We start from the raw sequence: 25,208 nt of genomic DNA, 5'->3' as shown, positions 1-25,208 counted from the left end.
CGCCCGTGTCGCTCAGTCGAGGTCGGCCTGCCACAGGTCGGGCCCGAACACCTCGTACTGAATGTCGCGGGGGGCGACCCCTTGCGCGACCAGCGCGCTACGCAAAGCCTGCATGAACGGTATAGGGCCGCACAGGTAGTAGGTGGCGTCGTCAGGAAGATCGACCTGGTCGAGGTTCATCACGCCCTCATGGACCCCGGCGACCGGCTCGTTGCTGCCGGACTGCTTTTCGTACCACAGGTGCAGCGAGGCATCGCGCAGGGCGAGCACGTCGCTGACGACCTGACGGCGCAGCGCGAACGAGGCCTCGTCGAGGTCGGCGTGCAGCACGGTGATCGACAGGCCGCTGCCGGCGGCGACGAGGTGCGACAGCATGCCGGCCATCGGCGAAATGCCCATGCCGGCGCTGGCGAACACCACGGGACGACCTGCGTCGTCGAGCACGACGTCGCCGTAGGGCAGCGACAGGGTCAGGACGTCGCCGATGTCGACTTCGTCGTGCAGCAGCGTCGAGACCTCGCCATCGGGTTTGCCGCCGCCGTGTACCCGCTTGACGCTGAACTGGCGGTGCTCGCCGTCGTCGGCACGGGTGAGGCTGTACTGGCGGGGCTGATGCAGGCCGTCGGGCATGAGCATCTTCACCGTGACGTACTGGCCGGGCAGAGAAGTCTTGACCAGGCGATCGTCGACCCGCTTGACGACGAAGGTCACGACGTCGGCGGTCTCCCGGATCTTGCGCTCCACCCGCCATGGACGCCACACGGTCTCCGGTCGGACACCTCGGGCGCTGTAGAGTCCGCGCTCCTGATTGATCAAAGCGTTGGCCATCAGCCAGTAGACCTCACCCCAGGCGGCGGCGACCTCCGGAGTGACGGCATCGCCGAGCACGTCCACGATCGCCCACATCAGGTTGTCGTGGACGACCTGGTACTGGGCGGGGCTGATGCCCAGCGACGCGTGCTTGTGCGCGATCCGCGACAGCAGATTCTCTGGCAGGTGCGTTGGGTTTGTGACCAGCGCGGTGGCGAACGCCGCCACCGATCCCGCCAGCGCCTGCTGCTGCTCGCCGCTGGTCTGGTTGCCCCGGTTGAAGGTTCCGTCCATCAACTCCGGGTGCGCCGCGAACATGTGCTCATAGAACCGTCCGGCAATCGCCCCGATGTGCTGACCGACCACCGGCAAGGTGGCCTCGACAATGGGACGGTTCTGCTCCGAGAGCATGGGCGGCCTCGCTTCAGAGTGTGGTGGAACGGCGAAGTACGTCAGGGGTCGGAGAGCGTCAGGCAGGCGCGACCCGCATCAAGTCGGCCCTCAGGCGACCACGGTCGCCATGCACGGCCTTCTGACAGGACCTGTTCGACGATGCCGGTAGCGGTCCTCCCCCACGAGGGCCGAACGGCACCTATCGCAGGGCCTGTCGTCGCCCGTTTGCAGCGGGCAGCGGGCGCCCGTTGGTACGGACGCCGGCCCACATACGACGACGCTCATCAGTCGGACACTCTCGTCCGATACAGCGACGAAGACAGGCCCGCGGCAGCACGCGACAAGAGCAGCTGATGATGACGAGCGTCAAGGTGCAGGCCGATCGCCTACCGGGCGTCGGCTGGCAGTACTCGGTGCCGATTGACCAAGGTAATGCGCAGCATCGGCTCCGCCGTGCTCTGGGTCGGCGAACTCGTCAAGATCGTGCTGCGGGCGCGAGTCCGGCGGGCGGCCAGGTGAGCCCGAACGATCGCGCCCGCTCGACGACACTGCCTCACTGGTCTTTTGAACCGGCCGAGTGCACGGGAAGCCTCCATAGCCGTTCAAGCTCTGCCATCTCTGTTGACGCCGGCGAAGTCATCTGATGGGAAGCCAGATCGGGCTCCTCATCGAGCCGAGCGGGAATGACGCCGGACACCTGATGGGCTTCTTCGTCGAGCTTGTCCGCCCCAAGCCGGCGGGGTCCGGCCCGGATCACCCGCCAGGCCAACAACCCCCAGAAGACGATGACGCCGTAAGCGGCGATGATCAGCCAGAGCGCCAGGTTCACGGTCAGCACCCCCGCGTAGCGATGAGGAGCGGTCATAGCGGCTGGTCAGGGGTTCGGCAACGTCCTCCCCACCAGCGTCGTGGTGAGTCAGCGGGACCGGGGGTCGTCGTTGGGCTGGGTCTCCTTGCCCGCGCCCTGGGCGGCCACCTCGTAGGGCGACGAGTGCCCACCCACGTGGGCCTCGTTGCGGAACCGCTCGACGTACTCGGGGTAGTGCAGCTCGAACGCCGGGCGCTCCGACCGGATCCGCGGTAGTTCGGTGAAGTTGTGCCGCGGCGGCGGGCACGAGGTGGCCCACTCCAGCGAGTTGCCGAAGCCCCACGGGTCGTCGACGGTCACCACACGGCCGAAGCGGTAGCTCTTGACGACGTTCCACAGGAACGGCAGCGTCGACAGGCCCAGGATGAACGCGCCGATCGAGGAGATCGCGTTCAGCGTGGTGAACCCGTCGGACGGCAGATAGTCGACATACCGGCGCGGCATGCCCTCGTTGCCCAGCCAGTGCTGCACCAGGAACGTGGTGTGGAACCCGATGAACAGGGTCCAGAAGTGGACCTTGCCCAGCGTCTCGTCCATCATCCGGCCCGTCATCTTCGGGAACCAGAAGTAGATGCCGGCGAACGTCGCGAACACGATCGTGCCGAACAGCACGTAGTGGAAGTGCGCCACCACGAAGTACGAGTCGGAGACGTGGAAGTCCAGCGGCGGGCTGGCCAGCAGCACGCCGGTGAGGCCGCCGAACAGGAACGTCACCAGGAAGCCGAGCGAGAACAGCATCGGCGTCTCGAACGTCATCTTCCCGCGCCACAACGTGCCGATCCAGTTGACGAACTTGACACCCGTCGGGACGGCGATCAGGAACGTCATCAGCGAGAAGAACGGCAGCAGCACCGCGCCGGTGGCGTACATGTGGTGCGCCCACACCGCAGACGACAGCATCGCGATTGCGATCGTCGCGAACACCATGCCCTTGTAGCCGAACAGCGGCTTGCGGGCGAACACCGGGATCACCTCGGTGACGATGCCGAAGAACGGCAACGCCACGATGTAGACCTCAGGGTGACCGAAGAACCAGAACAGGTGCTGCCACAGGATCGCACCGCCGTTCGCCGGGTCGAACACGTGCGCACCGAAGTGCCGGTCGGCCGCCAGGGCGAGCAGGGCCGCGGTCAGGATCGGGAACGCGAGCAGGATCAGGAACGCCGTGACGAAGATGTTCCAAGTGAAGATCGGCATCCGGAACATCGTCATCCCGGGTCCGCGCATGCAGACGATCGTGGTGATGAAGTTGACGCCACCGAGGATCGTGCCCAGACCGCTGACCGCCAGGCCCATGATCCACAGGTCGGCACCGGCGCCCGGCGAGCGCACGGCGTCGGACAGCGGCGTGTAGGCGAACCAGCCGAAGTCCGCCGCACCGCCCGGCGTCAGGAACCCGGACAGCACGATCGAACCGCCGAACAGGAACAGCCAGTACGAGAAGGCGTTCAATCGCGGGAACGCGACGTCCGGCGCGCCGATCTGCAGCGGCACGATGTAGTTCGCGAAGCCGAACAGAATCGGTGTCGCGTAGAGCAGCAGCATGATCGTGCCGTGCATCGTGAACAGCTGGTTGTACTGCTCGTTGCTCAGGAACTGCTGCCCCGGCACGGCCAGCTCGCCGCGGATCAGCAGCGCCATCACGCCGCCCACGAGGAAGAACCCGAACGCCGTGACCAGATACAGGATCGCGATGTCCTTGGGGTCCGTCGTGCGCAGCATGTGCGCCAGACGAGATCCCTTGACCATCCGACGCGCTGGGTACGGGCGCGACATGATCGGCTTCGGCGCCACCGCAGTCATGGGACGCCTCCTTATGCGCGGACCCACGACAAGTGCGAGCACACTAGGCCGGTACCCCAGTACTGTCAGCACCCATTCGTGGTGCCTTCACACTCCGGACGGCTGACTACAAGCCCATCCAGCAGGCCCGGCGTCCAATGAACGGAGTCTTGAGTGACGCCCCGTCGCTCAGGTTCCGATCGGGCTCCGGACGGACCCTTCACCGCGATGGGGCACGGCCTTCAGTACGGATACCTTGATGCGGATACCTTGATGCGGATGCCGTCTGGCGTGCAGTACTCGCGCTGCTCGCCCGGAGCCGCTCCGATCAGCGCCCGGCCCAGTGGTGACTGTGGAGGTGAGCTATGCCTACCTCACCTTGTGTCGACACGTCGCCTGACCCGCCGAGCTGCGCTCCTCGCCGGCGGCGCCGCAGTGCTCACCGCCGCCTGCGGCCGCGCCGCCGACCCGGTCCCCGGAGCCGTACCGCTGTCGGCAGGCGGTACCCGCCGGGTCGAGCACGAACTCGGAGTCTCAGAGGTACCACCTGCATCACCGGCCCGCGTGGTGACGCTCAGCGACACCCAGGAGCTGGGCTCTCTCCTCGCTCTCGGCGTCGTCCCTGCAGCCACCGGCTACACCCCCTACGAGGGCGACACGCTCGTCCGGTGGGCGGTACAGGCCGGAGCCGGGGACATCGAACGCTTCCTGGTGCCCAATGTCCAAGTGCCCGTCGAGCGCGTCGCGGTGCTCGCCCCGGACCTGATCGTGGCGAACAGCGCCTTCCTCGACAACATCTACCCGCAGCTCAGCGCGATCGCGCCGGTGGTCGCCGTGCCGAGCGCGGGACCGGACTGGGGACGCGTACTACGGATCACCGCCGACGCGATCAACCGCGCCGATCAGGTGGACGCTGTCATCGCCGAGTCCCGCGCACAGGTCGCCGCAGCGGCGGCCACCGTGCCGCAGCGAGGGGAGGTCAGTGTCGCCCTGCTCTACGGCTACGCGGAAGAAATCGACCTGGTCGGCCCGCAGAGCCAGTACGGGCAACTGCTCACCGAGATGGGCATCTCCCGCCGCCCGCACCCACGCGGCCCGCGGAGTCGCCGACGCATTGGCGGCGGCACTCGCCGGGCAGGGCTCGACAACGGGCTCCTGAAGCGGACGTCGACCGGGCAATCCACCCGATCTCGCGTCCTCTCACCTCCCCGTTGGTCGCTGCTGTCATTCCCGTCGCTCGATGAGGTACTCACCCCATGTGCCGGAGGTCGGCGGTGGACGTCCCGAACTGCAAGCGCCCGGCGGGCCGGTAGACCTGGATCGTCACGCCGCGGGACGTGGCCCGCGATTCGACGAGCTCGAGCGCTCTGTCCGGGCCGGTGTCGGGAAACAGCCGTGTGCCCTGCCCGACGACCACAGGAAAGATGATCAGGTCCATCTGGTCGACGAGGTCGTTGTCGAGCAGCCAGCGGATCAGCGCGCCGCTGCCCGGCACCAGCAGCTCGCCTCCCGGGCTGGCCTTGAGCTCGTCGACGGCGGCGGCGAGCTCGCCGGACAGGACGGTCGTGTTCGCCCACTGCGTCTGGGTGAGCGTGGTTGATGCCACGTATTTGGGCCGTGAGTGCAACGACTCGGCCACGGCGTTCATGTTGGGATCGGCCACGGTTCCCCACGAGGCGGCGAAGATCTCGTAGGTGCGCCGACCGAACAGGAACGCATCGGCCCGCTGGTAGATCTCGGTCAGGTACGTGCCGGTCTCGTTGTCGAACAGCGGGGTGGTCCATCCGCCGCGCTCGAATCCACCGCTGGGGTCCTCGTCGGGCGCGCCGATCCCCTGCATCACGCCGTCAACGGAGATGAACGTCGTCGTTGTCAGCTTCATGCCGCAGTCCCTTCTCGTCGATGTGCCCGCCGATGTGCTCCTCGTAGTGACCGACCAGGCCTCGCCGATTCATCGGCTTCAGCACACTCCGTGGTTCGCCGGCCGCACCGCGGCCTCGGTCAAGGCCGCTCGGCCGGGCCCCGCCACGTGTTACCTCCTGCCGCCGGGATTCGTCACAGGTATGCGCAGCAGACGCTGCACCGCAAGAGTGACCGACCCGAAACGGACCCAGAATGACGGCACAAACCGGCCGGAATCCCACGCGACTCATGAGCGGCAAGCGAGTGCGCGCAGCCCTCTACTGGATCGTCAGCTTCCCCGTCCTACTCGAAACCGCCGTAGGCGTCCAATGGGACCTCGCGCGGATCCCCTACGTGGTCGACATCCTGACCCGGCTCGGCTTTCCGCTGTACTTCGCCACCATCCTGGGAATCTCGAAGATCCTGGCGCTCGTCGCCCTGCTGGCACCCCGCACGCCACGACTCAAGGAGTGGGCCTATGCCGGGCTGCTGTTCGTCTACGTCGGGGCCAGCGCGTGCCACCTCGCCGTCGGGGACGGTCTCGGCGCGATCACCACGCCGCTCGTCCGCGCGGCGATCACCCTCGCCTCATGGGCGCTGCGCCCACCCGCCCGCCGCGATCCCGCCCCGCTGGCCGTGCCTTCGTGGACCAGGCCCCTCACTCGCCAACAGCCTGATCACCGCGATTCGGGACTCCTCCACCGAACGTGATCATGGGTTCGGACTCATGCACGGGCTCGCCTTCGCGGCGTTGCTCGGCCAGCTCGACCTGGGCCGTGACTCCCGAGTCGCCGTGCTACTCGGATTCGGCCTGCCCCAGCTCATCGTCGTGGCTCTGATCATGCCGTCGCTGCTCGTGCTCAGCCGGACCACGGTGTACCCGCAGTCAGAACCATGCTCGCGCGATGGCCGCACGGCATCCACCACACCGCCGAGAGCGCCTACATGGGGGCTGACCGCGGCTTCAGGTTCGCGACGACCCGCTGACCCCTCACGGGCGGCTTCTCCCGGCAATATCCGGGCGGTGGAGTCGGCGATGCGTACCTGCCGCGGGCCGAAGCTGTCGGTCACCTGCTGCGGCCGTCATTCAACCGGCGTGAGTGCCGCCTCTCGAGCGCGGATGTCGGTCAGCCGAAGCGCCACGGCCGCCCGCTGCGCATCGGTCCTCGCCGTGCGCTGGGCCAGGAGCGCGGCTGACCGGTCAGCCTCGATCCTTCCTGTCGAGCGGGGCAAACCCCAATTGTTGCTGGACACACGGACCTCTTCTGGTTGCAGCGGCTGCAGGACGGCGCTCTGGGCGCCGGACGCAACGGATCAGGCCGTCACGCCGTGGTTGCAGAGGGTCTGGGTTCACCGCGGAGGAACACCGTCATCCGGTCATTCTCCGCGACGGCCTTCCGAGACTTCTTGATCAGCCGCTTCTCCTTGACGGATCGGCTGGGCTTCTTGGCCATGGACTGTCGTGGCGACTTGTCGGACATGGCACTCCCTTCTGACCTAATGCGCAGAGGCTGGCGGCGTGGGCTGGTTGTCGTCACCGCGACGCCCGGTCACCAGCGCCTGTCGATCGACGCCGATCACTGCGCCCGAGCGGTACATCGCGAATGGGCCGAGGCCGCTCCTCAGGTCGAGCAGGCCGATGACGATGATCGTTGAGAAGATCACCAAGCCGAGAAGATCGATCACCGCTGCGTGCTCCTCTTCAATCGAACCGCCAGCACCGACGGCAAGCGGGAGAGCTCCGCGGTCGGATCCCGCGATCGCGGCCACCACCCACCGTCGACCCAGCCCGTGGTCGGCGCCTTCGGCTTCAACCGCAGCCGCACACGAGGGCCTTCGGCGGGGCGCGCCCGCGACGACGTGCGCGGAACGAACGTGATGTCCGGACTGGTGGGTGCCGACATCATGTCGGTGCTCCCGTCCCCCGGCAGCGCTCCGCCGGATCTGGGACTTCCGTCGAGGACGACGCGAACTTGACCACCCGCATACGAAATGCTCCCGACACCCCGACACTACGCCCTCACGAGGCAGTTGGAGGGCTTGCGAGGCGACCGCCCCGTCTCCAGTCCTGATCTGAGCCAGGGTCCGGCCGGAATCGCCGAGAGCGGCCGAGACAAATTAACACCTGCGGTGAAATGAGAGTACGCTGATTCCACTGAGGGCATTTCGAGCGTCAGCAGCCAGGTCTGCGTCGTCGTCAGCGCACAGCAGTTCCGGCTTCATGGCGGCCGGAGGCAGGAGCGCCGACATCATCGTGGTCCTCGATCATCGACGTAACATTCCATACCCTCACGTGGCAGCCATACAGCCGGTAGTACGGCTGGCCTTCTCGCTTTCCCCCACCCGTAATTACGTCGTGGGGGGCGTGTGGTGGCCGCGAACCCGTGATCCGGCGGCCGAGTTACCCGCTCTGGCCACCGCAGTAGCCGACCGCCTAGGCGTGGTGCATCGCATCACTGTGAACGCAGACGCTTGGGACTCCTGGCCTCACCAACTCCTGATCATCGGCGGCCGGAGGGTTCGGTTGGACTGGTGCACCGGAGACGCGCACACGATCAGGCTGACGAGCGGTGCCTCGCATCTGGTACTACTGGCGATCCCCGCCGACACCCCCGCGATCCTGGCCCTGGCCTGTCTGGCAACGGCAGCCCGAGACATGACCCCGCCGGATTGATCCTGCGCGGCAGCAAGCATCATCACCTGATTCTGCGGCTCGCTCATCTGCTGTGGACTGATGTGAACCCGAGAACACTGTCAAGCTCAGTGAGGACGAGATGGACGCCCCGGTTGAAATTGTCGTAACGAGCCGCAATGTCGACGTGTCCGACCGCTTCCGATCGCACATCACACAGAAACTAGCCCACTTGGAGCGGTACGACAGCAACTTGTTCCGTTGCGACGTCGAACTGGACCACGAGACCAATCCCCGACAGTCCAAGGCGAGCCAGCGGGTTGCGATCCTCGGCCACGGCAAGGGTGGAATCGTTCGGGCCGAAGCCCACGGGCCCGACTTTCACGCCGCACTCGACGCCGCAGTCGCCAAGCTCGACGCACAGCTACGACGAAACCACGACCGCGGCCGGGAGCACCACGACCGACACCAGCAGACGGTCGTCGCACCAACGCAGACCATGCCGTCGGCGCAGGCGTGAACCCGACTACGCGTTCGAAGGTGGAGTGCTGGCCCTGAGCTCGTCACCCGCCATCGGTAGCCTCATCGAGGTGTCCGAAGGACCACCCTGAGACCGCTGACAGTCGACCCCGCCAGTGCATCCCTCCTTGGAGGGGACCGACGCCGGGGGCGAGCACCCGAGCATTGTTCAGGTGGATGTAGCTCGTACGGTCTTCCTGGGCGAGCAGGCGGCGGTAGCGCTCGGACAGGCCGCCTACCACGTTCTGCACGGCGCGGTGCTCCTCGCGGTCTCGGACCAGGGACTCGCTGACCCCTCGAAACAGCCTCGCCCAACCCCCGTGCTCGTCGTCGATCGAACCGCCCGTATGCACCGTGAATCCCGCACGGGCCGCATGCTCCACTTCGTCGAACCACTGCCAGTCCGGAATGATTGTTCCGCCGACCACCGAACCACCGAGCGTCAGCGTGACATGCGGACCGCCGGCTTGCGGCTCCGCCAAGCTGTTGATCTCGCCGACCACGATCTCCAGCACCCGATCGATCTCCGCGCCTCCACTACCGGCCATTCGCCCATGTTCCTCAGCCCGTCAACGGCCCCCGAGGCCGGCTGAACCGTGGACGAGCGACCCTGAACTGAGACGATCCACGCCGTCACAATCACCGTCTGGACGACGATGCACGCCGGCCTCGGCGGTCATTGCGTGTGCGCGGTAGCGGGCCGCACGACCGCGACCGGGCACGCGGCGTGGTGCAGCAGCGCGTGGCTGACCGAGCCCAGCAGCATTCCGGCGAACCCGCCGCGACCGCGCGATCCCACGACCACCAGCTGTGCATGCCCAGACTGCTCGATCAGCGTGCGGGCCGGACGGTAGCGGGTGACGAGCCGTCTGACGGAGACGTCGGGGAACTTCTCGCTCCAGCCGGCGAGCCGCTCGGCCAGCAGTCGGTGCTCGTCGGCGTCGATGGCGTCTCCTTCCAGCACCGCGACCATCGTCGACTCGATCTGGTAGTCGGTCCAGGTGTGGACCGCCACCAGCGGCACCCCGCGCAGTTCGGCGGCCTCGAAGGCGAACGCCAGGGCCGCTTCGCTCGTCGGCGAGCCGTCGATCCCGACCACGACCGGCCCCTCCAGAGGCGGCGAGGCGTCCGGTGTCGAGCCGCGAACCACGACGACCGGGCACGGTGCGTGGGTGGCCAACGCGACGGCGACCGACCCGACCAGGAGCCCGGTGAATCCGCCGAGTCCGCGGTCGCCCAGCACCACCAGCTGAGCGCGGGCAGCTTCGGCGTTCAGGACCGGAACCGGGAAGCCGGTGACCACCTCCTGCTCGATGGCCAGCTCGGCTGCCACACCCGAGGCGGCGACCGCGGCTGCCGCGACCTCGTCCCGGGCCTTCTGCAGCAGAACCGCGAGGTAGTCGGTCCCGAGGCCGGGATCGCCGACGTGGTGGCCGGTGGTCCAGCCGAACGCGCTGACCAGCCGCAGCGGCACCTGTCGACGGTGAGCTTCTCTGGCCGCCCAGCGGACGGCCTCGAGCGCCGACTCGGATCCGTCGACACCGGCCACGACCGGTCGGCCTGTCTGTGCAGCGTTCATTGTCATCCTCTTCTCACTTCTGGCCGTACCGGAAGCGTCCACCCGGCGATCGCCGGGTCGTCCTCTCCGTGCTCGCGCGTGTAGTCGCGGGCGAGGATGAGCTTGACGTACCTGAGCCGGGACGAGGCGATCTCTGCGGTGTCGGCGGTGCGTTCGGCGAGTGACACGAGGTGGGCTCCTCCTGAGGGGTGTGGTGGCGCCTCCAGGCTTACCTGCGCACATGGTCGCCCGGTAGCGCCCAAGGTCCCGCGCACCCGGGCCGAGTGGTCCTCTCGACGGCGCTGGTCGCCGCGCAGGATGACGCCATGACCGCTCCTTGCGCGCGGATGACGGTCTCCGCGCCGGCGCGCCGGGCGAGGCAGAGGGTCGCGTGGTCTCGGACGACCGGGTCTTTCGGCCGTACCGGGCCGTGCGCGCAACGAGGAGGATCGGGCAGACCGCGCACGGATGTGCGGTCCTGTGCCAAAGGATGGCGGAAATGATGGGCGATGTTCCCGCCGCACTCGGCCTCTCCCCGCGGGACACCGCGGCAGTGCTCGAGACCGCCGGCCTGGCGCCGTCGGTACACAACACCCAGCCGTGGGCCTTCACGCTTGCCCCGGAGGCCATCGCACTGCACGTCGATCCGACGCGTCGGCTGCCGATCGTCGACCCCCAGGACCAGGAGCTTCGCATCTCCTGCGGTGCCGCGCTGTTCAACCTCCGCCTGGCGCTGCAAGGGCGAGGCATCCGCCCGGAGGTGACGCTGTGCCCGGACCGAGCCCGCCCCGGGCTCGTCGCCGAGGTCCGGCGCGGCGGCACAGGGCCGGCCGCTCCCGAGATCGTCCGCCTGCTCGACGCGGTTCCACGACGACGGACGAACCGCCACCCGTTCAGCAACGCGCCCGTCGGGTCACCCGAGCAGCAGAACCTGTGCCGGGCCGCGGCCGAACAGGGCACGTCGCTGCACCTCGTCCACAAGCCCGTCCAGCGCCGGGAGCTGAACGAGCTCGCCGCGAAGGCCCACCGCCGCCAGATGGCCGACCCGGCCTTCCGCGAGGAGCTGGCGCGGTGGACCGGAACGGCCCCCGGGCGTCCCGATGGTGTGCCGGTAACCGCCGGCGGCCCCCTGCCCGCCCCTCAGGACCGGTGGGTACTCCGCGACTTCACCGGCGCCGCGGGACGCGAACGGGTGCCGGACAAGGACTTCGAGGACGAACCACTGATCGCCGTGCTGACGTCGCCGTTCACCGGCCGGATGGGCGACGTGCACGTGGGCGAGGCCCTGCAACGCGTCCTCCTCACCGCCACACTGGATGGTCTTGCCGTGTCGTTCCTGTCGCAGCTCGTGGAGGTACCCGACGTCCGCCACGCGGTGCAGCGGCTCATCGGAACGATCCGCCCGCCGCAGGTCGTACTGCGCATCGGCTACGGCTCGCCCATCGTGCGCACCCCGCGCCGGGCAGTGGCCGACCTACCGCTGGACCCGGACGACGCGAGCCGCCGGCGACCCCGGAGCTAGCGACCCGTCTTCGCCACCGTGAGCAGCACGGCTGAGTTCTCGGCGGCCTCGAGGCTGTGGGGGGCGAGCGGGACGATCAGCAGGTCGCCTTTCCTGCCCTCCCAGGAGTCCGGGCCGGACACCAGGCGGACCCGCCCAAGCAGGACGTGAACGGTGGCCTCGCCGGGGTTCTCGTGCTCGGCGAGCGCCTGCCCGGCCATCAGCGCGATCACGGTCTGACGGAGTACGTGCTCGTGACCGCCGTAGACCGTGCCCGCGGCGCGGCCGCTGGAAGATGCGCCCGCAGCGGCCAGGAGTTCGCGGACAAGTGCGTCGAGCGACGACTTCTGCACGGCGCTCAGTTAACCAGTGCTGACTTCGCGCCGGGATGTCGTTCCCGGTTCAAGGAACCTGTGCTCGTCCCCGGCAGGGGGCGATGGCCTCTTCCGGCGGCGGGTGCGGGCGGGCAACGTGGGGTCATGCCGGCCCCACAGCACCTCCGCCCGATCGTGATCGTCGGGGTCGACGGTTCCCGATGCATGCGGCGGGCCGTGCGATGGGCGCGGTCGAGGTGACGCGGCGGGTGGCCCCCTTCGAAAGGGCGAGCACGGCGGATTCCGCGCTGCTCGCGATGGAGAGCGGCAGCGCGGTGCCCGAGCATCTCGGCGCCCTGATCGTGCTCGATACGAGTCCTACGTTCGACGTCGGGTCGGCGCAACGGGTGCTGGCCGAGCGGATTCGGGCCGTCCCGCGCCTGCGGCAACGGCTGGTGCGGCGGCCGTTCGGGTGTGGACGCCCCGTGTGGGTCGACGACCCCGCATTCGACGCCATGAGGCACGTGCTGCTTCGACGGAACCCGAGCCCCGGCGACGAGCAGACGCTGCTCGACGTCGCGGCAGCGATCATCAGCGAGCCCTTGCCCCGGTCCCGCCCGCTATGGGCGGCCGTCTTCATTCACGATCCGGTCGGCTGCAAGGTTGGGCTCGTACTGGTGCTGCACCACGTCCTGGCCGACGGCATCGACGGCTTGGCGATACTGGCCCGCCTCGCCGACGGGGTCGAGCCCGGGCCGACCAGGACGTTCCCGCAGCCGTGCCCGGCACGGCGCCGGCTGGCCGCCGATGCGTTCCGGTCCCGGGTGCGCGCGATGGGCCGGTTCCGCGCCGGTGGACGCGCCCTGCGGGCGTCGACGGGCGGCAACGCGCCCGTCCCTCGCGCCGTGGCCTGCTCGATCCTGCACGTGACCGGGGCACGGCGACGATTCGCCGTCGCCCGCACCAGCCTGGTCGCCTTGCACGCGGCAGGACTCCGGCACGGCGGCACCGTCAACGACGCGCTCCTCACCGCGGTGGGTGGCGCTCTGCACACGCTGTTGGAGAGGCGGGGCGAGCACGTCGAGGCGTTTCGGATCGCGGTGATGGTCGCGGGAGTACCTGCCGGCGCTGGCTCCCGTGCTGGAGACGCTGCAGACCGTCGTCGAGGTCGTGGCGGTGACCGACCCCCTCGGACCGGCCCCGCCAGGCGCCGCCGAACACGCGCACATCTCCTACGACGACCTGATGAAGCGCGGCTCGGGCGAGCCGCTGCCGTGGTCGGTCGACGACGAGACGAGCCTCATCTCGATCAACTACACCTCGGGGACGACCGGCACTCCGAAAGGCGTGATGTACGCGCACCGCGGGGCTTACCTCAACGCGCTCGGCGAGATCATCCATCAGCGGCTCGACCCGGAGAGCGTATACCTGTGGACGCTGCCGATGTTCCACTGCAACGGCTGGTGCACGCCGTGGGCCGTGACCGCGGTCGGCCCCACTCACGTGTGCCTGCGCGCGGTGCGCGCCGACATGATCTGGCAGCTGCTCGACGAGGAGCGCGTGACCCACCTCGACGGCGCACCGACCGTCCTGACGACGATCGCCGGCGCCCCGCAGGCGCACCAGCTCGACCGCGAGCTGGTGGCCACGGTGGCGGGCGCCCCGCCCGGCCCCACCGTGATCGCCCGCATGCGCGAGCTCGGCGCGCGGATCGTGCACGTCTACGGGATGACCGAGGTGTACGGCCCGTACACGATCAACGAGTGGCAGGCCGGCTGGTCGGCGCTGCCGCCCGGCGACCAGGCGCGCCGGCAGGCCCGCCAAGGCGTTTCCATGATCCAGGCCGACCCGGTCCGGGTGGTCGACGAGAACATGGTCGACGTCCCGCGCGACGGCCGCACGATGGGCGAGATCGTGATGCGCGGCAACAACGTGATGCTGGGGTACTACCGCGACGAGGAGGCCACCGAACACGCATTCCGCGGTGGCTGGCTGCACTCCGGTGACCCGGGCGTGCAGCACTCCGACGGCTACGTGGAGCTGCGCGACCGCGCCAAGGACATCATCATCTCGGGCGGGGAGAACATCTCGACGGTCGAGATCGAGCACGCCATCGAGACGCATCCGGCGGTGCTCGAGGTCGCAGTCATCGGCATTCCGGACGAGAAGTGGGGCGAGCGACCGAAGGCGTTCGTCCTGCGCAAGCCGGGCGCCGACCTCAACGAGGCCGAACTGATCGGTTACCTGCAGACCCACATCGCCCGCTACAAGGTGCCGAAGGCGGTCGAGTTCATCGACGAACTGCCGCGCACGGCAACCGGCAAACCACAGAAGTTCGCGCTCCGCGAGAAGGAATGGGCCGGCCACAGCAGCCGGATCCAGGGATGAGTACCGACACGATGAGTACCGACATGCTCGCCGACCAGACATACGACGAAGACATCATCGCCACCACCGCAATCGGTAGATCGCTGGGGACCGACTACTTCGGCCTGCGCGACGAGCTGACCGAGGCCGAGCGCGACTACCTGAAGCGCACCCGCACCTTCGTCGACACCGAGGTGCTGCCCGTCATCAACGGCTATTGGGAACGAGCGGAGTTCCCGTGGGAGCTCATCAAGAAGATGAGCGTGCTCGGCATCATCGGCGACGGCATCGAGGGCTACGGCTGCCCGCCCATGAGCCCGGTCGCCGCCGGCCTGATCCACATGGAGCTGAACCGCGGTGACGGCAGCATCGGCACAATCCTCGCCGTGCAGGCCGGCCTCGCGATGCGGTCGATCTGGATGCTGGGCTCCGAGGAGCAGAAGCAACGCTGGCTGCCGGGCATGGCCGCGTTGGACCTGCTGGGGGCGTTCGCGCTGACCGAGCCGGAACACGGCTCGGACGCCGTCGCACTGGAGACCACGGCAACGCGCGACGGCGACGGCTACGTCCTCGACGGCGAGAAGCGCTGGATCGGCAACGGCTCCATGGCCGACGTGATCGTGGTCTGGGCCCGCGACACCACCGACGGCAAGGTCAAGGGGTTCCTCGTCGAGAAGGACGCACCCGGCTACGACGCGCGGGTCATCATGGGCAAGGCGTCGGTCCGGGCCGTGCTGCAGGCCGACATCACGCTGACCGGCGTCCGGGTACCGGTCGGCAACGTGCTCCCCGGCGCACAGAGCTTCAAGGACGCCGCGCGGGTGCTCGCGTCGACCCGGATTGCCGTCGCCTGGGGCGCGCTCGGCCATGCGGTGGCGGCCTACGAGGCAGCCCTGAGCTACACCAAGCAGCGCAACCAGTTCGGCAAGCCGCTGGTGCGCTTCCAGCTCGTCCAGGACCAGCTCGTGAAGATGCTCGCCGAGGTGACCGCGATGCAGCTCTACTGCCTGCGCGTCAGTCGTCTCGACGAGCAGGGCAAGCTCACCGACACCATCGCCGCGCTGGCCAAGATGAACAACACCCTCAAGGCCCGCCAGGTGATCGCCGAGGCGCGTGATCTCCTGGGTGGCAACGGCATCCTGCTCGACTACCACGTCATGCGACACATGGTCGACATCGAGGCGATCTACACCTACGAGGGCACCGAGCACATCCAGACCCTGCTCGTCGGGCGCGACATCACCGGGGTGGGCGCCTTCTCCTGACCCTCGAGGGGTGACGGCACGGTCGAAAGACCCGGGGATGAGGACCAACGCCTCTGCCCGGGTCCGACGGCCGGCGCCGATGCTGGTCCGAGCGGCGGACATCCACGACGCCGGGCCTGGAGGGCACCATGAGCCGGACCGCGGACATCACTGCAGCGGTCGAGCACGCCCTGCGCGCGCCGTCGGTGCACAACACGCAGCCGTGGCGCTGGCGGATCCGCACCGACACGGTGGAACTGCACGCCGACTGGGACCGGCAGCTGATCGGGACCGACCCGGACCGCCGCGATCTGGTGCTCAGCTGCGGCGCCGCTCTGCACCACCTGGTGGTCGCCCTCGCCGCCCGCGGGCTGACGGCGCAGGTGCGTCGCATGCCCGCGGGGGAGGACCGCGGCCACCTCGCGACCGTCGCGGTCCGTTCCGGTCGAGCAGACGCACTCGACGCCGACCTGTTCCCGGCGATCGACCTCCGGCGGACCGATCGGCGGCGCATGAGCCACCGGCCGGTGCCGGCGGAGCATCTGCAGGTACTGACCGATCAGGCGCGGCGCACGGGTTCGCTGCTGCTGCCGGTGGCCGGTGCGGCGATGCGGCAACGACTCACCGCGACCCTCACCGACGCCGCCCGCCGCCAGGAGTTCGCCCCGGGCTACGCAGCCGAGCTGCAGCAGTGGACACACCGTTACGCCCGCGGGCGCGACGGTGTGTCCGCCGCCTGCGTCGCGCCGGCACCGATCGGTCACACCGGTGTCTCGCTCCTGCGCCGGTTCCCCCTGGCGAGGCTCGCCCAGCCGCCGCGGTCGTCCGGGCACGCCTCGGCCGACGATGCCGCTGAGCTACTCGTGATCGTCACCGTGCACGACGACCCCCTCGACTGGCTCCGCGCCGGGGAGGCCGCGAGTGCCGTCCTGCTGGCCGCAACCGGGCTCGGGCTGGCGACCACACCGCTCAGCCAGGCCCTCGAGGTCGACGAGACCCGCCGTGCACTCCGATGGGACGTGTTGCGCGTACCCGAGCACCCACAGCTCGTGGTCCGGGTGGGTTGGCCGGCTGCCGGAGCGGAAGAGCTGCCCGTCACACCGCGGCGTGACCTGCACTCGGTCCTGCTGCGGGACTGACCGCAGCTCGCAGGGATCAGCGGTAGGAGGCGTGGTCGAGCGCGAAGCGGATGAACTCCTCCTTCGCGCATCCGTCCGGGCAGTGCCACCACCCCGCGCGGCAGCCGAGCGGGATCGTGAACCCGTCGTAGGTCGCCTCGCGCCCGTCCATCACGGCGGTGAAGGTGTGCTCGCGGAACTCACGACCGTCCGGGTTACCCCACCGCGGCAGGTCGACCCGCTCGAGCCGCCCGGAGTCCGCGACGGTCAGGGTGACCCTGTGCGTCTGCCCCCCGGCGTCGATGCAGGCCGTAGTGCGCCGGTCGTCGAGGTGCTCCCAGCTCACGAGCGGTGACAGTGCGGCGGCGGGCACGAAGCACAGCTCGCCGAGGAGACGGCCCAGCGCGCTGCGGGTCACGTCGGGACCCTGGGCGGAGAGGAGCGGGATCCGGCCGAAGAGGCCCCACCTCATCTGCCCCGATCCGCGGGTGTAGCGGTCGAACCCGCGGATGAACACCGGGCCGAGGTGGGTGGTGGCCGCCCAGATGAACCCGTCGGGTGGCGCGAGCATCCAGTCGGCCTCGTACCGCTGCCACCGACCGACCTTGATCTCCCCGTGCTGCCGGAACACCGCCACCCGCCGCAGCGGTGTACCGGGCGCGATCGAGTGCGCCAACCAGCGGCGTGCCGGTCCCGGCAGCCTGTCGAGCAGTGCCGGGGTGAACGGCGCCGAGGCGGACGTCGGCCCTGTCAACTGCCGCCAGTCGATCCTCAATAGTTCCGGCAGGGTGGACGGTGGATCGGCCACGACCGGGCTCACGTCTGGCTGCTGACGTCCATGCCGGTGCCCTTCGTCCGGCCCACGAGGGCCCTGGCGTCAGCGTCGCGGTTCCGCGCGCCGCGGCCTAGGGGCGCGAGCCCATCGGCGACCGGGACCAACGGCCCGTAGGTCGGGGTCCGACGTCGGGCCCCGGGCCCGCGGACGGCGGTACCGTCAACCTCCACCCGAAGACCGAGGAGGAGACCCGCCCGTGAGCATCTCCGTGTTCCTGCTCGACGACCATGAGATCGTCCGGCGGGGCATCGCGCAGTTGCTCGAGAGCGAGGACGACATCGAGGTCGTCGGCGAAGCGGGTACGGCCGCGCAGGCCATGGCCCGCATCCCGGCGCTCCGTCCCGACGTCGCGATCCTCGACGTACGCCTGCCCGATGGCGAGGGCGTCTCGGTGTGCCGCGACATCCGGTCCACCGTCATGCCGCCACCGGCTTGCCTGATGCTCACCTCTTACCTGGACGACGAGGCCCTGTTCGGCGCGATCATCGCGGGCGCCGCCGGCTACCTGCTCAAGCAGGTCACCGGGGTCGACCTCATCGGTGCCGTCCGCGCCGTCGCCTCCGGTGGCTCGCTGCTGGACGCCCAGGCCACGGCGCTGGTGCTGGAGCGGCTACGTGTCGGCAAGGAGCCGGGCGACCCCCGGTACGACTCGCTCAGCCCGCAGGAGCGACGCATCCTCAGGCTCATCGCCGACGGGCTCACCAACCGGCAGATCGGTGCCGAGATGTTCCTGGCCGAGAAGACGGTGAAGAACTACGTGTCGTCGCTGCTGCACAAGCTCGGCTTCGCCCGCCGGACCGAGGCCGCCGTGTGGGCGACGGAGCTGCACCGTTCCGGCAGCCATGAACCCCGCGCATAGGCAGGGATCACCGGAGCGGCACCCGCCAGCTCAGCCGCGTGCCGCCGAGCGGCTCGGCCCGCACCGTCAGCTCGCCTGCGCACTCCCGCGCCCGTCCCTCGAGGTTCCGGAGCCCGCTGCGCGCCGCCGACGGGTCGATGCCGACCCCGTCGTCGACCACGTCGATCTGCAGGTCGTGGGTCGCGTCCACCGTCACGGTCACCGCGGTGCCGCCCCCGTGGCGCACCGCGTTGCTGACCGCCTCCCGGACCACGGCCACCGCATGCGCTCCGGTCCCGGGCGCCACCAGGGTGTCGACGGCACCTGACATCCGGACCGACGTGGACACGCCGCTGCCGGCAGCGGCCTCGGCGGCCGTGTCCAGCAGCTGACGCCGCAGCCCACCTCGGGCTCCGTCGCCGGTGGTGTGCAGGTCGAAGATGGCCGTGCGAATCTGCTGGACGGTCTCGTCGAGCTCCTCCACGGTCTGTCGGATCTGCCGCTGGACGGCCGGGTCCGTGCTTCGCCGCAGCGTGGCCTGCAGCTGCAGACCGCTGGCGAACAGCCGCTGGATCACGTGGTCGTGCAGGTCGCGAGCGATCCGATCGCGGTCGGCGAAGACGTCGAGCTGGCGGCGGGTGCGGTTCTGCTCCCCCAACTCGAGCGCGAGCGTGGCCTGCTCGGCGAACGAGATCAGCAGCGGCACCTCGCCGGGGTCGAACGGCGCCCGCCCGTCCTCCCGCAGCGCGACCAGAACACCGATCACCACGTCATGGGCGTAGAGCGGGACGGCGACGGTCGATCCGTACGCCGGGAGGCCTCCTCCGACCAGCAGGTCACCCGGTGATTCCGCGAGCACGGCCGTGCGGCTCTCCACGACCTCACGCAGAAGTGGATCACGCCCGTCGAGACGGCGGTGGCTGACCTCGTCCGGTCCGTCCTGGGCACGGACGACGAAGTCGTCGTCGGGCGGGTCGGGGCCCAGCACCAGGAGTGTCGCGTCCGACGCCGTGAGTTCCCGCGTGCGCTGAGCGATCAGCCCCAGCGCGTCGTCCTCGCTCGCGCCGGACAGGAGCTCGTTCCGGATCTCCGCCGATGCTTCCAGCCACTGTTGCCGCAGCCTGCCCTGCTCGAACAGATCGGCGTTGTGCACCGCGATCCCGGCCGCCGCTGCGAGGGCCTCGACCAGAATCTCGTCGTCCGCGGTGAACTCCCCGCCGCCCTCCTTCTCGGTCAGGTACAGGTTGCCGAACACCGCGTCACCCACCCGGACGGGCACCCCGAGGAAAGTGCGCATCGGCGGGTGGTGCGGCGGAAAGCCGACCGATGCGTCATGCCTGCTCAGGTCGGGCAGCCGCAACGGGCGCTCGCCGAAGATGAGCTGACCGAGCAGACCCTTCCCTTCCGGGAGGCGCCCCATCCTCGCCCGTGTCGCATCGTCCAACCCGACGTGGATGAACCGGGAGATGCCCCCGGTCGGACCGAGCACGCCGAGTGCCCCGTACCGGGCGTCGACGAGGTCCACCGCAGCCTGAACGATGCGGCGCAGCGTGGCCTCCAGCTCCAGACCCGAGGCGACGGCGAGGACCGCGTCGAGCAGGCCCTGCATCCGCCCCCGCGTCGCGACGACCTCGGCGAGCCGCTCCTGCACCTCGCGCAGCAGCTCGTCAAGTCGCAGGCCGGACTGCACGTTGGGCATCGGTGGCAACGACGTGTCGGTCACCGCCGGACGACGAGGGGCTGCGTCGTGTGCGCCGTCCGGCACGCTGATCCCCTGTCCCTGCTGGTCCGCTGCTGCCGACGAACTCCGGCTCAGCGTGGCACGGCCGAGGTGCCCGGACAACGAACCGTCGGACGACACCGTCACAGGTCCGCGGTGGCTCGCGCGGGGCCTTTCGGCCGTAGCCGTGCGGGAGGAGACGCGGAAACGTCGTCCCGGTCCGGCGCGACCGGCGTCGAACCCTGACCACACCATGATGGACGTACTCGATGATCCCGATCCCCAGGACGCTGGGCCTGACACCGGAGCAGGTCGATGACCTGCTGACGACGGCGGACCGGGCGCCGTCACGACACGACAACCGGCCCTGGCGCTTCCACGTCACCTCGCGCGTGATCGAGCTGTACTCCGTTCCCGAGCGCGCCCTGCCTGTCGCCGACCCCGACGGCCGCGAGCAGCGCATGGCGTGCGGGGCCGCTCTGTTCAACCTGCGGCTCGCCCTGCACGGCCACCACGTCCGGCCGACTGTCACGTTCTTTCCGGACCGCTCCCGTCCCGGCCTGCTCGCAGTGATCCGTCACGGAGGAACGAGGGAACCCACGCCCGAGCAGACGCGGTTGCTGCTCGCCATCCCGGCGCAACGGTTCGATCGACGCCCCTCAGGCGCGACCGCAGTGCCCCGGAACGAGCAACACGGCCTGCGCCGCGCCGCGCTCGACGAAGGGGCCTGGCTTCACGTCGTGCACGACCGTCCGGAACGAGCACTGCTGCGGACCCTGGTGCTGCGGGCAGAACGCCTGCAGACGGCGGATCCGGCGTTTCGGGCCGAGCTCGCCACGTGGAGCGCCCGCTCGGGCGGAGTGCCGGACTGCCTTCCTGCCGGGGCCGACGGCCAGGAGTCCATCGAGGAGGAGCCGCTGATGGCGCTGTTGACCTCGCACCTGACCGGCACGGTGGCGGAGATCCAGGTCGGCCAGGCCCTCCAGCGGGTCCTGCTCACAGCTACGGCCGCGGGACTCGCCACGACGTTGCTGAGGCAGGTCGTGGAGGTGCCGCACACCCGGGAGGAGCTGCGCCGGCTGTTCTCCGCGGCGCGGCCGCCGCAGGCCGTGCTGCGCATCGGGTGGCCGGGGGCCGGGACACCACGCCACGGCGGCGACGTCATGACGACCGCGACCGTCCCATGACCGATGCAGCAGGACCTTCGGCGGTCGATCCAGGTCCTACGCCCATGTACACGTGCATCCAGGCGAGGGAATCGTGGACACCGTCACGGGTGCTCGCCCGGGCTCAGACGGAGGTAGCGGCATGGCACAACCCAGCGGTCGGATCGTCGTCGGGCTGGACGGGTCGCCGGGTGGACGCGCGGCGTTGGCCTTCGCGCTGCACGACGCGGCGCGCCGGGCAGCCGCCGTCGAGGTGGTCACGGCATTCGACACCGCCGAGACCCTGGCCGCGCTCTGCGGTACCGCGTCTGTTACCGCCTGGAGCTCCACGAGCGACATCGCCGACGCCGTCGAGACCGAGAGTTCCCGCACCGTCGCAGAGGTCGCTGCCGAGCTGGCAGGCCGGCTCGCGCAGCTGCCGCCGGTGACCGTCACGGCCGTCGGTGGCGCGGTGGCCCACGCCCTGATCCGCACCGCGGAAGGAGCCGACCTGCTCGTGGTCGGCCGCCGGGGCCGCGGAGGGTTCGCGAGCACGGTGCTCGGCTCGGTCAGCATGCAGTGCGTACTCCATGCACCCTGCGCGGTCACTGTGGTCCAACCGGTCGCGGTGGACGAGGCAGCCTTCGGTGACGTCCTCGCGGCGACCGCTCAACAGTGACGGACTGCGCGGCACCGACACCCACGACACGGCGCGTTCCCCGATAGGTCAGGCTCGGATCTGCCACCAGATCCGCTGCAAGCGGATCCACCGCCATCGTGGATGCAGCGCGTCCGGAGCCGGGCGGGCCGAGCACTCGTACCATCCGGCCGCGTAGTCGTCCGCTTGTGCCCGGTTGTTGTACAGAGGCGGCGACGGCTGACCTCGCCCCGCGTCGCGTCGCCCCAGCACCCGAGGCGGCAGTCGGTCGCCGACGTAGGCCGTGCCGTCCTGGTTGACCATCATCGGGCAGATCCTTCCGGGCGATACGCGTGCCGGACGCAGTGAGCCCGGCTGGTCACGGCCTTGGTTGCGGAAGCCATGGGTTCACCGCGGAGGAAGCGTCATACGATCATTCTCCGCGACGGCTTCGAGCAGAGTGTCGATGTCGTGGGCGTTGCAAGCCGGGCAGCTCCGCGGCCAGATCCCGGGATCGCGGCCACCACCCACCGTCCACCCAACCCGTGGTCGGCCCGTGGGCGCATACCGCGGCGAACCTCGAGCTCGCCGTAGGAACAGCCATGCCCTGCTGGTCTCGCCACGCTCTGTTGAACAACCGCTGCGGGGCGCACAATCGGATGAGACCCGTCATGCCCGGCCACGGCCACGCCGTGGAGGCAACACAGGGAGGCAGGGGGAAATGGACGCGTTCCACGCCGATCGGGCACCCAACCGCATCCACACCGTGCACCGCGCCAGTGCCGCAGCGTTGGGGTGTTTCCTGCTGTTGTTCGGAGTCCTCAGCTTCGCCGCGCCGGTCGGCTTTCTGGCCACAAGCGGGGCAGTCGTCTTGGGTCTGTCCACCAACGGGCTGCTGGCCACTGTTTCGGTCATCGTTGGCGCGGTCCTCGTGGTCGCAGCGAGCCGGAGCGGCCCGACCGCGTCCAGCACATTGGTGATCTTTGGCGGACTGTTTGTCATCTCCGGTGTCGCCAACGCGGTTGTCCTCGACACAGCGTTGAACATCTTCGCCTTCCGCGTAAGCAACGTCGTGTTCAGCCTCGTAGTCGGTGCCGTTCTGCTGACCCTGGGCGCCTACGGTCGCTTCACCGGCAGACTGCCCGACACCAGCCCGTACCACGGGCACGGGCAGACAACCACCGCGGCCGGCGACATGCCCGACCGGCCCCTCGATCCACAGACCGCCCGCGCGCTGGCGGACGCCGAACGGGCTATGGCCGAGCACACGGCGACCCCCAGACAGACCGCCGGTGTCGTCGCCGCCGCCGCGTACCGCACCGAGGAAGACCGCAGCCGGGCGTTCGCCCAGGCGACGGCAGCATACGACCGCGAGCTCCCACTGGAGGGTGAGGAGCGGGGCACCGAGGGTCCACCCGGACTGACCGAGCGAGGCGCAGGCCGAGGTATACGTCGGCATTTCCGTCGACGCCATTCCCGAGCGGTAAGCGGCATACCGAACTCATAACCCCGATCGGAGTACAGCTCGGGGATTCGGCCCGGACAGGTCAGACCAGGTCGCAGCGAAACCGGCCGACGGCAGTGGTCCGGCCCGGCCTGCCGACAGTTCGTGGCGGCGCAGGCCCACGCGATCCTCGCGGTCGACTCCGCCCTGAAGATCAGGCCCAGAGATTGGTACTTGCGGTCGGCGTCCGACCGGAGCACGGTGAACGAGCCGGCGGCGCCGTCGGGGCGCTGCCCCGATCAAAGGAGTGGAATCGTGCACGCACGTTCCACCACGATCCGTGGGCGCCCGGAATCAGTCGACGAAGGCATCGCGTTCTGCCGCGACGAAGTACTCCCGATGTGCCGGGAGTTGCCCGGCTGCGTGGGAATGTCAATGATCGTCGACCGGAGATCAGGCCGGTGCATCGTCACCAGCTCATGGGACTCGATCGAATCCATGCGAGCGACGACCACGCAGATGCACCCGATTCGGCAACGCGGCGCCGAGGTCCTCGGCGGTACACCCGAGGTCGCGGAGTGGGAGATCGCCGTCATGCACCGCGACCACCGATCCGCAGACGGTGCCGGCGCACGAGTCACCTGGCTTCGGGGTGATCCGGCCGCGGTGGACCGTGCGGCCGACGTCTTCAAGATCGCCCTCATGCCCGAGATGGAGACCTTTGACGGCTTCTGCGGGGTGAGCCTCCTGATCAACCGCGAGAGCGGGCTGGCCGTCACCACCGTCGCCTTCGACAGCCGCGAGGCACTGGAAGGAACTCGTGAACAGGCCAGGCGGTTGCGCGCGCGGGGCTCCACCGAAGCCCGCCTGGAGATCACCGAAGTAGCTGAGTTCGAGCTGGCACTCGCCCACCTCGACGTGCCCGAGCTGGTCTGACCCAGCTCCAGCGGCCACAGCCCGACGCCGCAGCTCGATGCCGCAGTGCAGCGCCGGCATCGGGCTGCGGCTCGCAACCAGCGGTCCGATTCACCGTCTTGCACCTCTGACCGCACGGCCGACACCAAGGAGACGCAACCAGTGAACGAGCAGCAGACGGTCTCGCTGGCTGACGCCAAGCGCGTCCTCGCCGCCGGGGAGGCCCAGGCCACCGAGATCGGCCAGCCGATGAACATCGCCGTCGTCGACGCCGGCGGCAACCTCGTCGCGCATGTGCGCATGGACGGCGCTTGGCTCGGGAGCATCGACATCGCCATCAACAAGGCCTACACCGCACGTGCCTTCGACCTGTCGACCGCCGACCTTGCCGAACAAGCACAACCAGGCCAGCAGTTCTACGGGATCGCAGCCTCGAACGACAACCGCATCATGATCTTCGCGGGTGGAATCCCGCTGCAGCGGGACGGTCGGATCGTCGGCGCGGTTGGTGTCAGCGGCGGCGAAGGCGAACAGGACAAAGCCGTCGCTGAGGCCGCCGCTGCCGCACTGTGACAGACCCGGTCGAGCGGGGCGAGCACGCTGTCGTCGAGGGAGAACGCCACGTGAACCACCCCGCACTTCGGGACGACTGAGCCGCCGCCGTGC

Annotated in this window: 28 protein-coding genes and 2 pseudogenes; 16 read left to right on the top strand and 14 right to left on the bottom strand. The window is 69.4% G+C overall.

All coding sequences use genetic code 11. From position 1 onward, the window contains the following. Positions 1 to 12: 12 nt before the first annotated feature. The 3 genes from RM445_RS25490 to ctaD form a co-directional block, all read right to left on the bottom strand. Positions 13 to 1,221, bottom strand: coding sequence for a globin domain-containing protein (locus RM445_RS25490; protein ID WP_311559378.1), 1,209 nt, complete (start codon positions 1,219 to 1,221; stop codon positions 13 to 15). A gap of 535 nt (positions 1,222 to 1,756) precedes the next feature. Next, positions 1,757 to 2,032, bottom strand: a complete 276-nt coding sequence (locus RM445_RS25485) for a hypothetical protein (RefSeq protein ID WP_311559377.1) — start codon at positions 2,030 to 2,032, stop codon at positions 1,757 to 1,759. 87 nt (positions 2,033 to 2,119) lie between these two features. After that, positions 2,120 to 3,874, bottom strand: a complete 1,755-nt coding sequence (gene ctaD / locus RM445_RS25480) for an aa3-type cytochrome oxidase subunit I (RefSeq protein WP_311559376.1) — start codon at positions 3,872 to 3,874, stop codon at positions 2,120 to 2,122. A gap of 207 nt (positions 3,875 to 4,081) precedes the next feature. Between ctaD and RM445_RS32520 the strand changes: the two are divergent. Further along, a pseudogene (locus RM445_RS32520) lies at positions 4,082 to 4,912 on the top strand (ABC transporter substrate-binding protein); the annotation flags it as partial. A gap of 190 nt (positions 4,913 to 5,102) precedes the next feature. On the opposite strand, the gene RM445_RS25470 reads toward RM445_RS32520, so the two are convergent. Continuing rightward, positions 5,103 to 5,735: a dihydrofolate reductase family protein gene (locus RM445_RS25470; RefSeq protein WP_311559375.1), complete on the bottom strand. Its 633-nt coding sequence runs from the start codon at positions 5,733 to 5,735 to the stop codon at positions 5,103 to 5,105. Between the two features lie 233 nt (positions 5,736 to 5,968). Between RM445_RS25470 and RM445_RS25465 the strand changes: the two genes are divergently transcribed. Together RM445_RS25465 and RM445_RS32515 are read left to right on the top strand one after the other, a co-directional pair. Then, positions 5,969 to 6,466 carry a DoxX family protein gene (locus RM445_RS25465; RefSeq protein WP_311559374.1) on the top strand — a complete coding sequence of 166 codons (498 nt, stop codon included), beginning with the start codon at positions 5,969 to 5,971 and terminating at the stop codon, positions 6,464 to 6,466. Positions 6,467 to 6,482: 16 nt separating this feature from the next. After that, positions 6,483 to 7,166, top strand: coding sequence for a hypothetical protein (locus RM445_RS32515; RefSeq protein WP_397469397.1), 684 nt, complete (start codon positions 6,483 to 6,485; stop codon positions 7,164 to 7,166). Positions 7,167 to 7,252: 86 nt separating this feature from the next. Here the strand turns inward: RM445_RS32515 and RM445_RS25460 are convergent, their stop codons facing one another. Beyond that, positions 7,253 to 7,525, bottom strand: a complete 273-nt coding sequence (locus RM445_RS25460) for a hypothetical protein (RefSeq protein ID WP_311559405.1) — start codon at positions 7,523 to 7,525, stop codon at positions 7,253 to 7,255. Beyond that, the gene (locus RM445_RS25455; protein ID WP_311559401.1) at positions 7,438 to 7,659 is read right to left on the bottom strand and encodes a DUF5994 family protein; all 222 of its coding nucleotides are present in this window, start codon (positions 7,657 to 7,659) and stop codon (positions 7,438 to 7,440) included. The genes RM445_RS25460 and RM445_RS25455 overlap by 88 nt, the downstream gene beginning before the upstream one ends. Positions 7,660 to 7,976: 317 nt before the next feature. Here RM445_RS25455 and RM445_RS25450 point away from each other — a divergent pair, with 317 nt between their 5' ends. Both RM445_RS25450 and hpf read left to right on the top strand, forming a co-directional pair. Next, on the top strand, positions 7,977 to 8,429 hold the full coding sequence (locus tag RM445_RS25450; protein ID WP_311559373.1) for a DUF5994 family protein: 453 nt from the start codon (positions 7,977 to 7,979) through the stop codon (positions 8,427 to 8,429). Between the two features lie 100 nt (positions 8,430 to 8,529). After that, positions 8,530 to 8,907 (top strand): ribosome hibernation-promoting factor, HPF/YfiA family, encoded by a 378-nt coding sequence (gene hpf, locus RM445_RS25445; RefSeq protein ID WP_311559372.1) that lies wholly within the window; start codon positions 8,530 to 8,532, stop codon positions 8,905 to 8,907. Between the two features lie 43 nt (positions 8,908 to 8,950). Here hpf and RM445_RS25440 read toward each other — a convergent pair whose 3' ends face one another. The 3 genes from RM445_RS25440 to RM445_RS25430 form a co-directional block, all read right to left on the bottom strand. Further along, the gene (locus tag RM445_RS25440) at positions 8,951 to 9,421 is read right to left on the bottom strand and encodes a hypothetical protein (protein WP_311559371.1); all 471 of its coding nucleotides are present in this window, start codon (positions 9,419 to 9,421) and stop codon (positions 8,951 to 8,953) included. A 161-nt stretch (positions 9,422 to 9,582) separates the two neighbouring features. Beyond that, complete coding sequence (locus RM445_RS25435) at positions 9,583 to 10,485, bottom strand: universal stress protein (RefSeq protein WP_311559370.1); 903 nt, start codon at positions 10,483 to 10,485, stop codon at positions 9,583 to 9,585. A 2-nt stretch (positions 10,486 to 10,487) separates the two neighbouring features. Then, positions 10,488 to 10,652 (bottom strand): hypothetical protein, encoded by a 165-nt coding sequence (locus tag RM445_RS25430; RefSeq protein ID WP_311559369.1) that lies wholly within the window; start codon positions 10,650 to 10,652, stop codon positions 10,488 to 10,490. A 311-nt stretch (positions 10,653 to 10,963) separates the two neighbouring features. Between RM445_RS25430 and RM445_RS25425 the strand changes: the two genes are divergently transcribed. Further along, positions 10,964 to 11,986 carry an Acg family FMN-binding oxidoreductase gene (locus tag RM445_RS25425; RefSeq protein ID WP_311559368.1) on the top strand — a complete coding sequence of 341 codons (1,023 nt, stop codon included), beginning with the start codon at positions 10,964 to 10,966 and terminating at the stop codon, positions 11,984 to 11,986. Here the strand turns inward: RM445_RS25425 and RM445_RS25420 are convergent. Beyond that, on the bottom strand, positions 11,983 to 12,318 hold the full coding sequence (locus RM445_RS25420) for a cupin domain-containing protein (protein ID WP_311559367.1): 336 nt from the start codon (positions 12,316 to 12,318) through the stop codon (positions 11,983 to 11,985). The genes RM445_RS25425 and RM445_RS25420 overlap by 4 nt on opposite strands. 35 nt (positions 12,319 to 12,353) lie before the next feature. Between RM445_RS25420 and RM445_RS32510 the strand changes: the two are divergent. The 4 genes and pseudogenes from RM445_RS32510 to RM445_RS25405 all read left to right on the top strand — a co-directional run. Beyond that, positions 12,354 to 13,289, top strand: a pseudogene (locus tag RM445_RS32510) (wax ester/triacylglycerol synthase domain-containing protein); the annotation flags it as partial. A gap of 127 nt (positions 13,290 to 13,416) precedes the next feature. Further along, the gene (locus RM445_RS25415; RefSeq protein WP_311559366.1) at positions 13,417 to 14,667 is read left to right on the top strand and encodes an AMP-binding protein; all 1,251 of its coding nucleotides are present in this window, start codon (positions 13,417 to 13,419) and stop codon (positions 14,665 to 14,667) included. Continuing rightward, on the top strand, positions 14,664 to 15,911 hold the full coding sequence (locus RM445_RS25410) for an acyl-CoA dehydrogenase family protein (protein ID WP_311559365.1): 1,248 nt from the start codon (positions 14,664 to 14,666) through the stop codon (positions 15,909 to 15,911). Before RM445_RS25415 ends, RM445_RS25410 begins: the two co-directional genes overlap by 4 nt. Before the next feature lie 128 nt (positions 15,912 to 16,039). Further along, positions 16,040 to 17,029, top strand: a complete 990-nt coding sequence (locus RM445_RS25405; protein ID WP_311559364.1) for an Acg family FMN-binding oxidoreductase — start codon at positions 16,040 to 16,042, stop codon at positions 17,027 to 17,029. 16 nt (positions 17,030 to 17,045) lie between these two features. Here the strand turns inward: RM445_RS25405 and RM445_RS25400 are convergent, their stop codons facing one another. Further along, the gene (locus RM445_RS25400; RefSeq protein ID WP_311559363.1) at positions 17,046 to 17,828 is read right to left on the bottom strand and encodes a DUF6544 family protein; all 783 of its coding nucleotides are present in this window, start codon (positions 17,826 to 17,828) and stop codon (positions 17,046 to 17,048) included. Positions 17,829 to 18,039: 211 nt separating this feature from the next. Here RM445_RS25400 and RM445_RS25395 point away from each other — a divergent pair, with 211 nt between their 5' ends. Further along, on the top strand, positions 18,040 to 18,702 hold the full coding sequence (locus RM445_RS25395) for a response regulator transcription factor (protein WP_311559362.1): 663 nt from the start codon (positions 18,040 to 18,042) through the stop codon (positions 18,700 to 18,702). Between the two features lie 7 nt (positions 18,703 to 18,709). Here RM445_RS25395 and RM445_RS25390 read toward each other — a convergent pair whose 3' ends face one another. Continuing rightward, complete coding sequence (locus RM445_RS25390) at positions 18,710 to 20,404, bottom strand: sensor histidine kinase (protein WP_311559361.1); 1,695 nt, start codon at positions 20,402 to 20,404, stop codon at positions 18,710 to 18,712. A 266-nt stretch (positions 20,405 to 20,670) separates the two neighbouring features. Here RM445_RS25390 and RM445_RS25385 point away from each other — a divergent pair, with 266 nt between their 5' ends. Continuing rightward, positions 20,671 to 21,588, top strand: a complete 918-nt coding sequence (locus RM445_RS25385; RefSeq protein WP_311559360.1) for a nitroreductase family protein — start codon at positions 20,671 to 20,673, stop codon at positions 21,586 to 21,588. 121 nt (positions 21,589 to 21,709) lie between these two features. After that, a complete protein-coding gene (locus RM445_RS25380; protein WP_311559359.1) occupies positions 21,710 to 22,225 on the top strand; it encodes a universal stress protein in 516 nt (171 codons plus the stop codon). Between the two features lie 48 nt (positions 22,226 to 22,273). On the opposite strand, the gene RM445_RS25375 is transcribed toward RM445_RS25380, so the two are convergent. Next, positions 22,274 to 22,510 (bottom strand): hypothetical protein, encoded by a 237-nt coding sequence (locus RM445_RS25375; RefSeq protein ID WP_311559358.1) that lies wholly within the window; start codon positions 22,508 to 22,510, stop codon positions 22,274 to 22,276. 106 nt (positions 22,511 to 22,616) lie between these two features. Continuing rightward, positions 22,617 to 22,787 (bottom strand): DUF5994 family protein, encoded by a 171-nt coding sequence (locus RM445_RS25370; protein WP_311559357.1) that lies wholly within the window; start codon positions 22,785 to 22,787, stop codon positions 22,617 to 22,619. A 117-nt stretch (positions 22,788 to 22,904) separates the two neighbouring features. Between RM445_RS25370 and RM445_RS25365 the strand changes: the two genes are divergently transcribed. From RM445_RS25365 to RM445_RS25355, 3 genes are all read left to right on the top strand, one after another. Further along, on the top strand, positions 22,905 to 23,690 hold the full coding sequence (locus RM445_RS25365; protein ID WP_311559356.1) for a DUF4383 domain-containing protein: 786 nt from the start codon (positions 22,905 to 22,907) through the stop codon (positions 23,688 to 23,690). Positions 23,691 to 24,125: 435 nt separating this feature from the next. Continuing rightward, complete coding sequence (locus RM445_RS25360) at positions 24,126 to 24,563, top strand: hypothetical protein (protein ID WP_311559355.1); 438 nt, start codon at positions 24,126 to 24,128, stop codon at positions 24,561 to 24,563. Positions 24,564 to 24,704: 141 nt separating this feature from the next. Then, on the top strand, positions 24,705 to 25,115 hold the full coding sequence (locus tag RM445_RS25355; protein ID WP_311559354.1) for a GlcG/HbpS family heme-binding protein: 411 nt from the start codon (positions 24,705 to 24,707) through the stop codon (positions 25,113 to 25,115). The last annotated feature ends 93 nt before the right edge of the window (positions 25,116 to 25,208 follow it).

The organism is Pseudonocardia charpentierae (genome assembly GCF_031845345.1).
Lineage (GTDB): Bacteria > Actinomycetota > Actinomycetes > Mycobacteriales > Pseudonocardiaceae > Pseudonocardia > Pseudonocardia charpentierae.
This window is presented reverse-complemented; position numbering and strand designations above follow the sequence as displayed.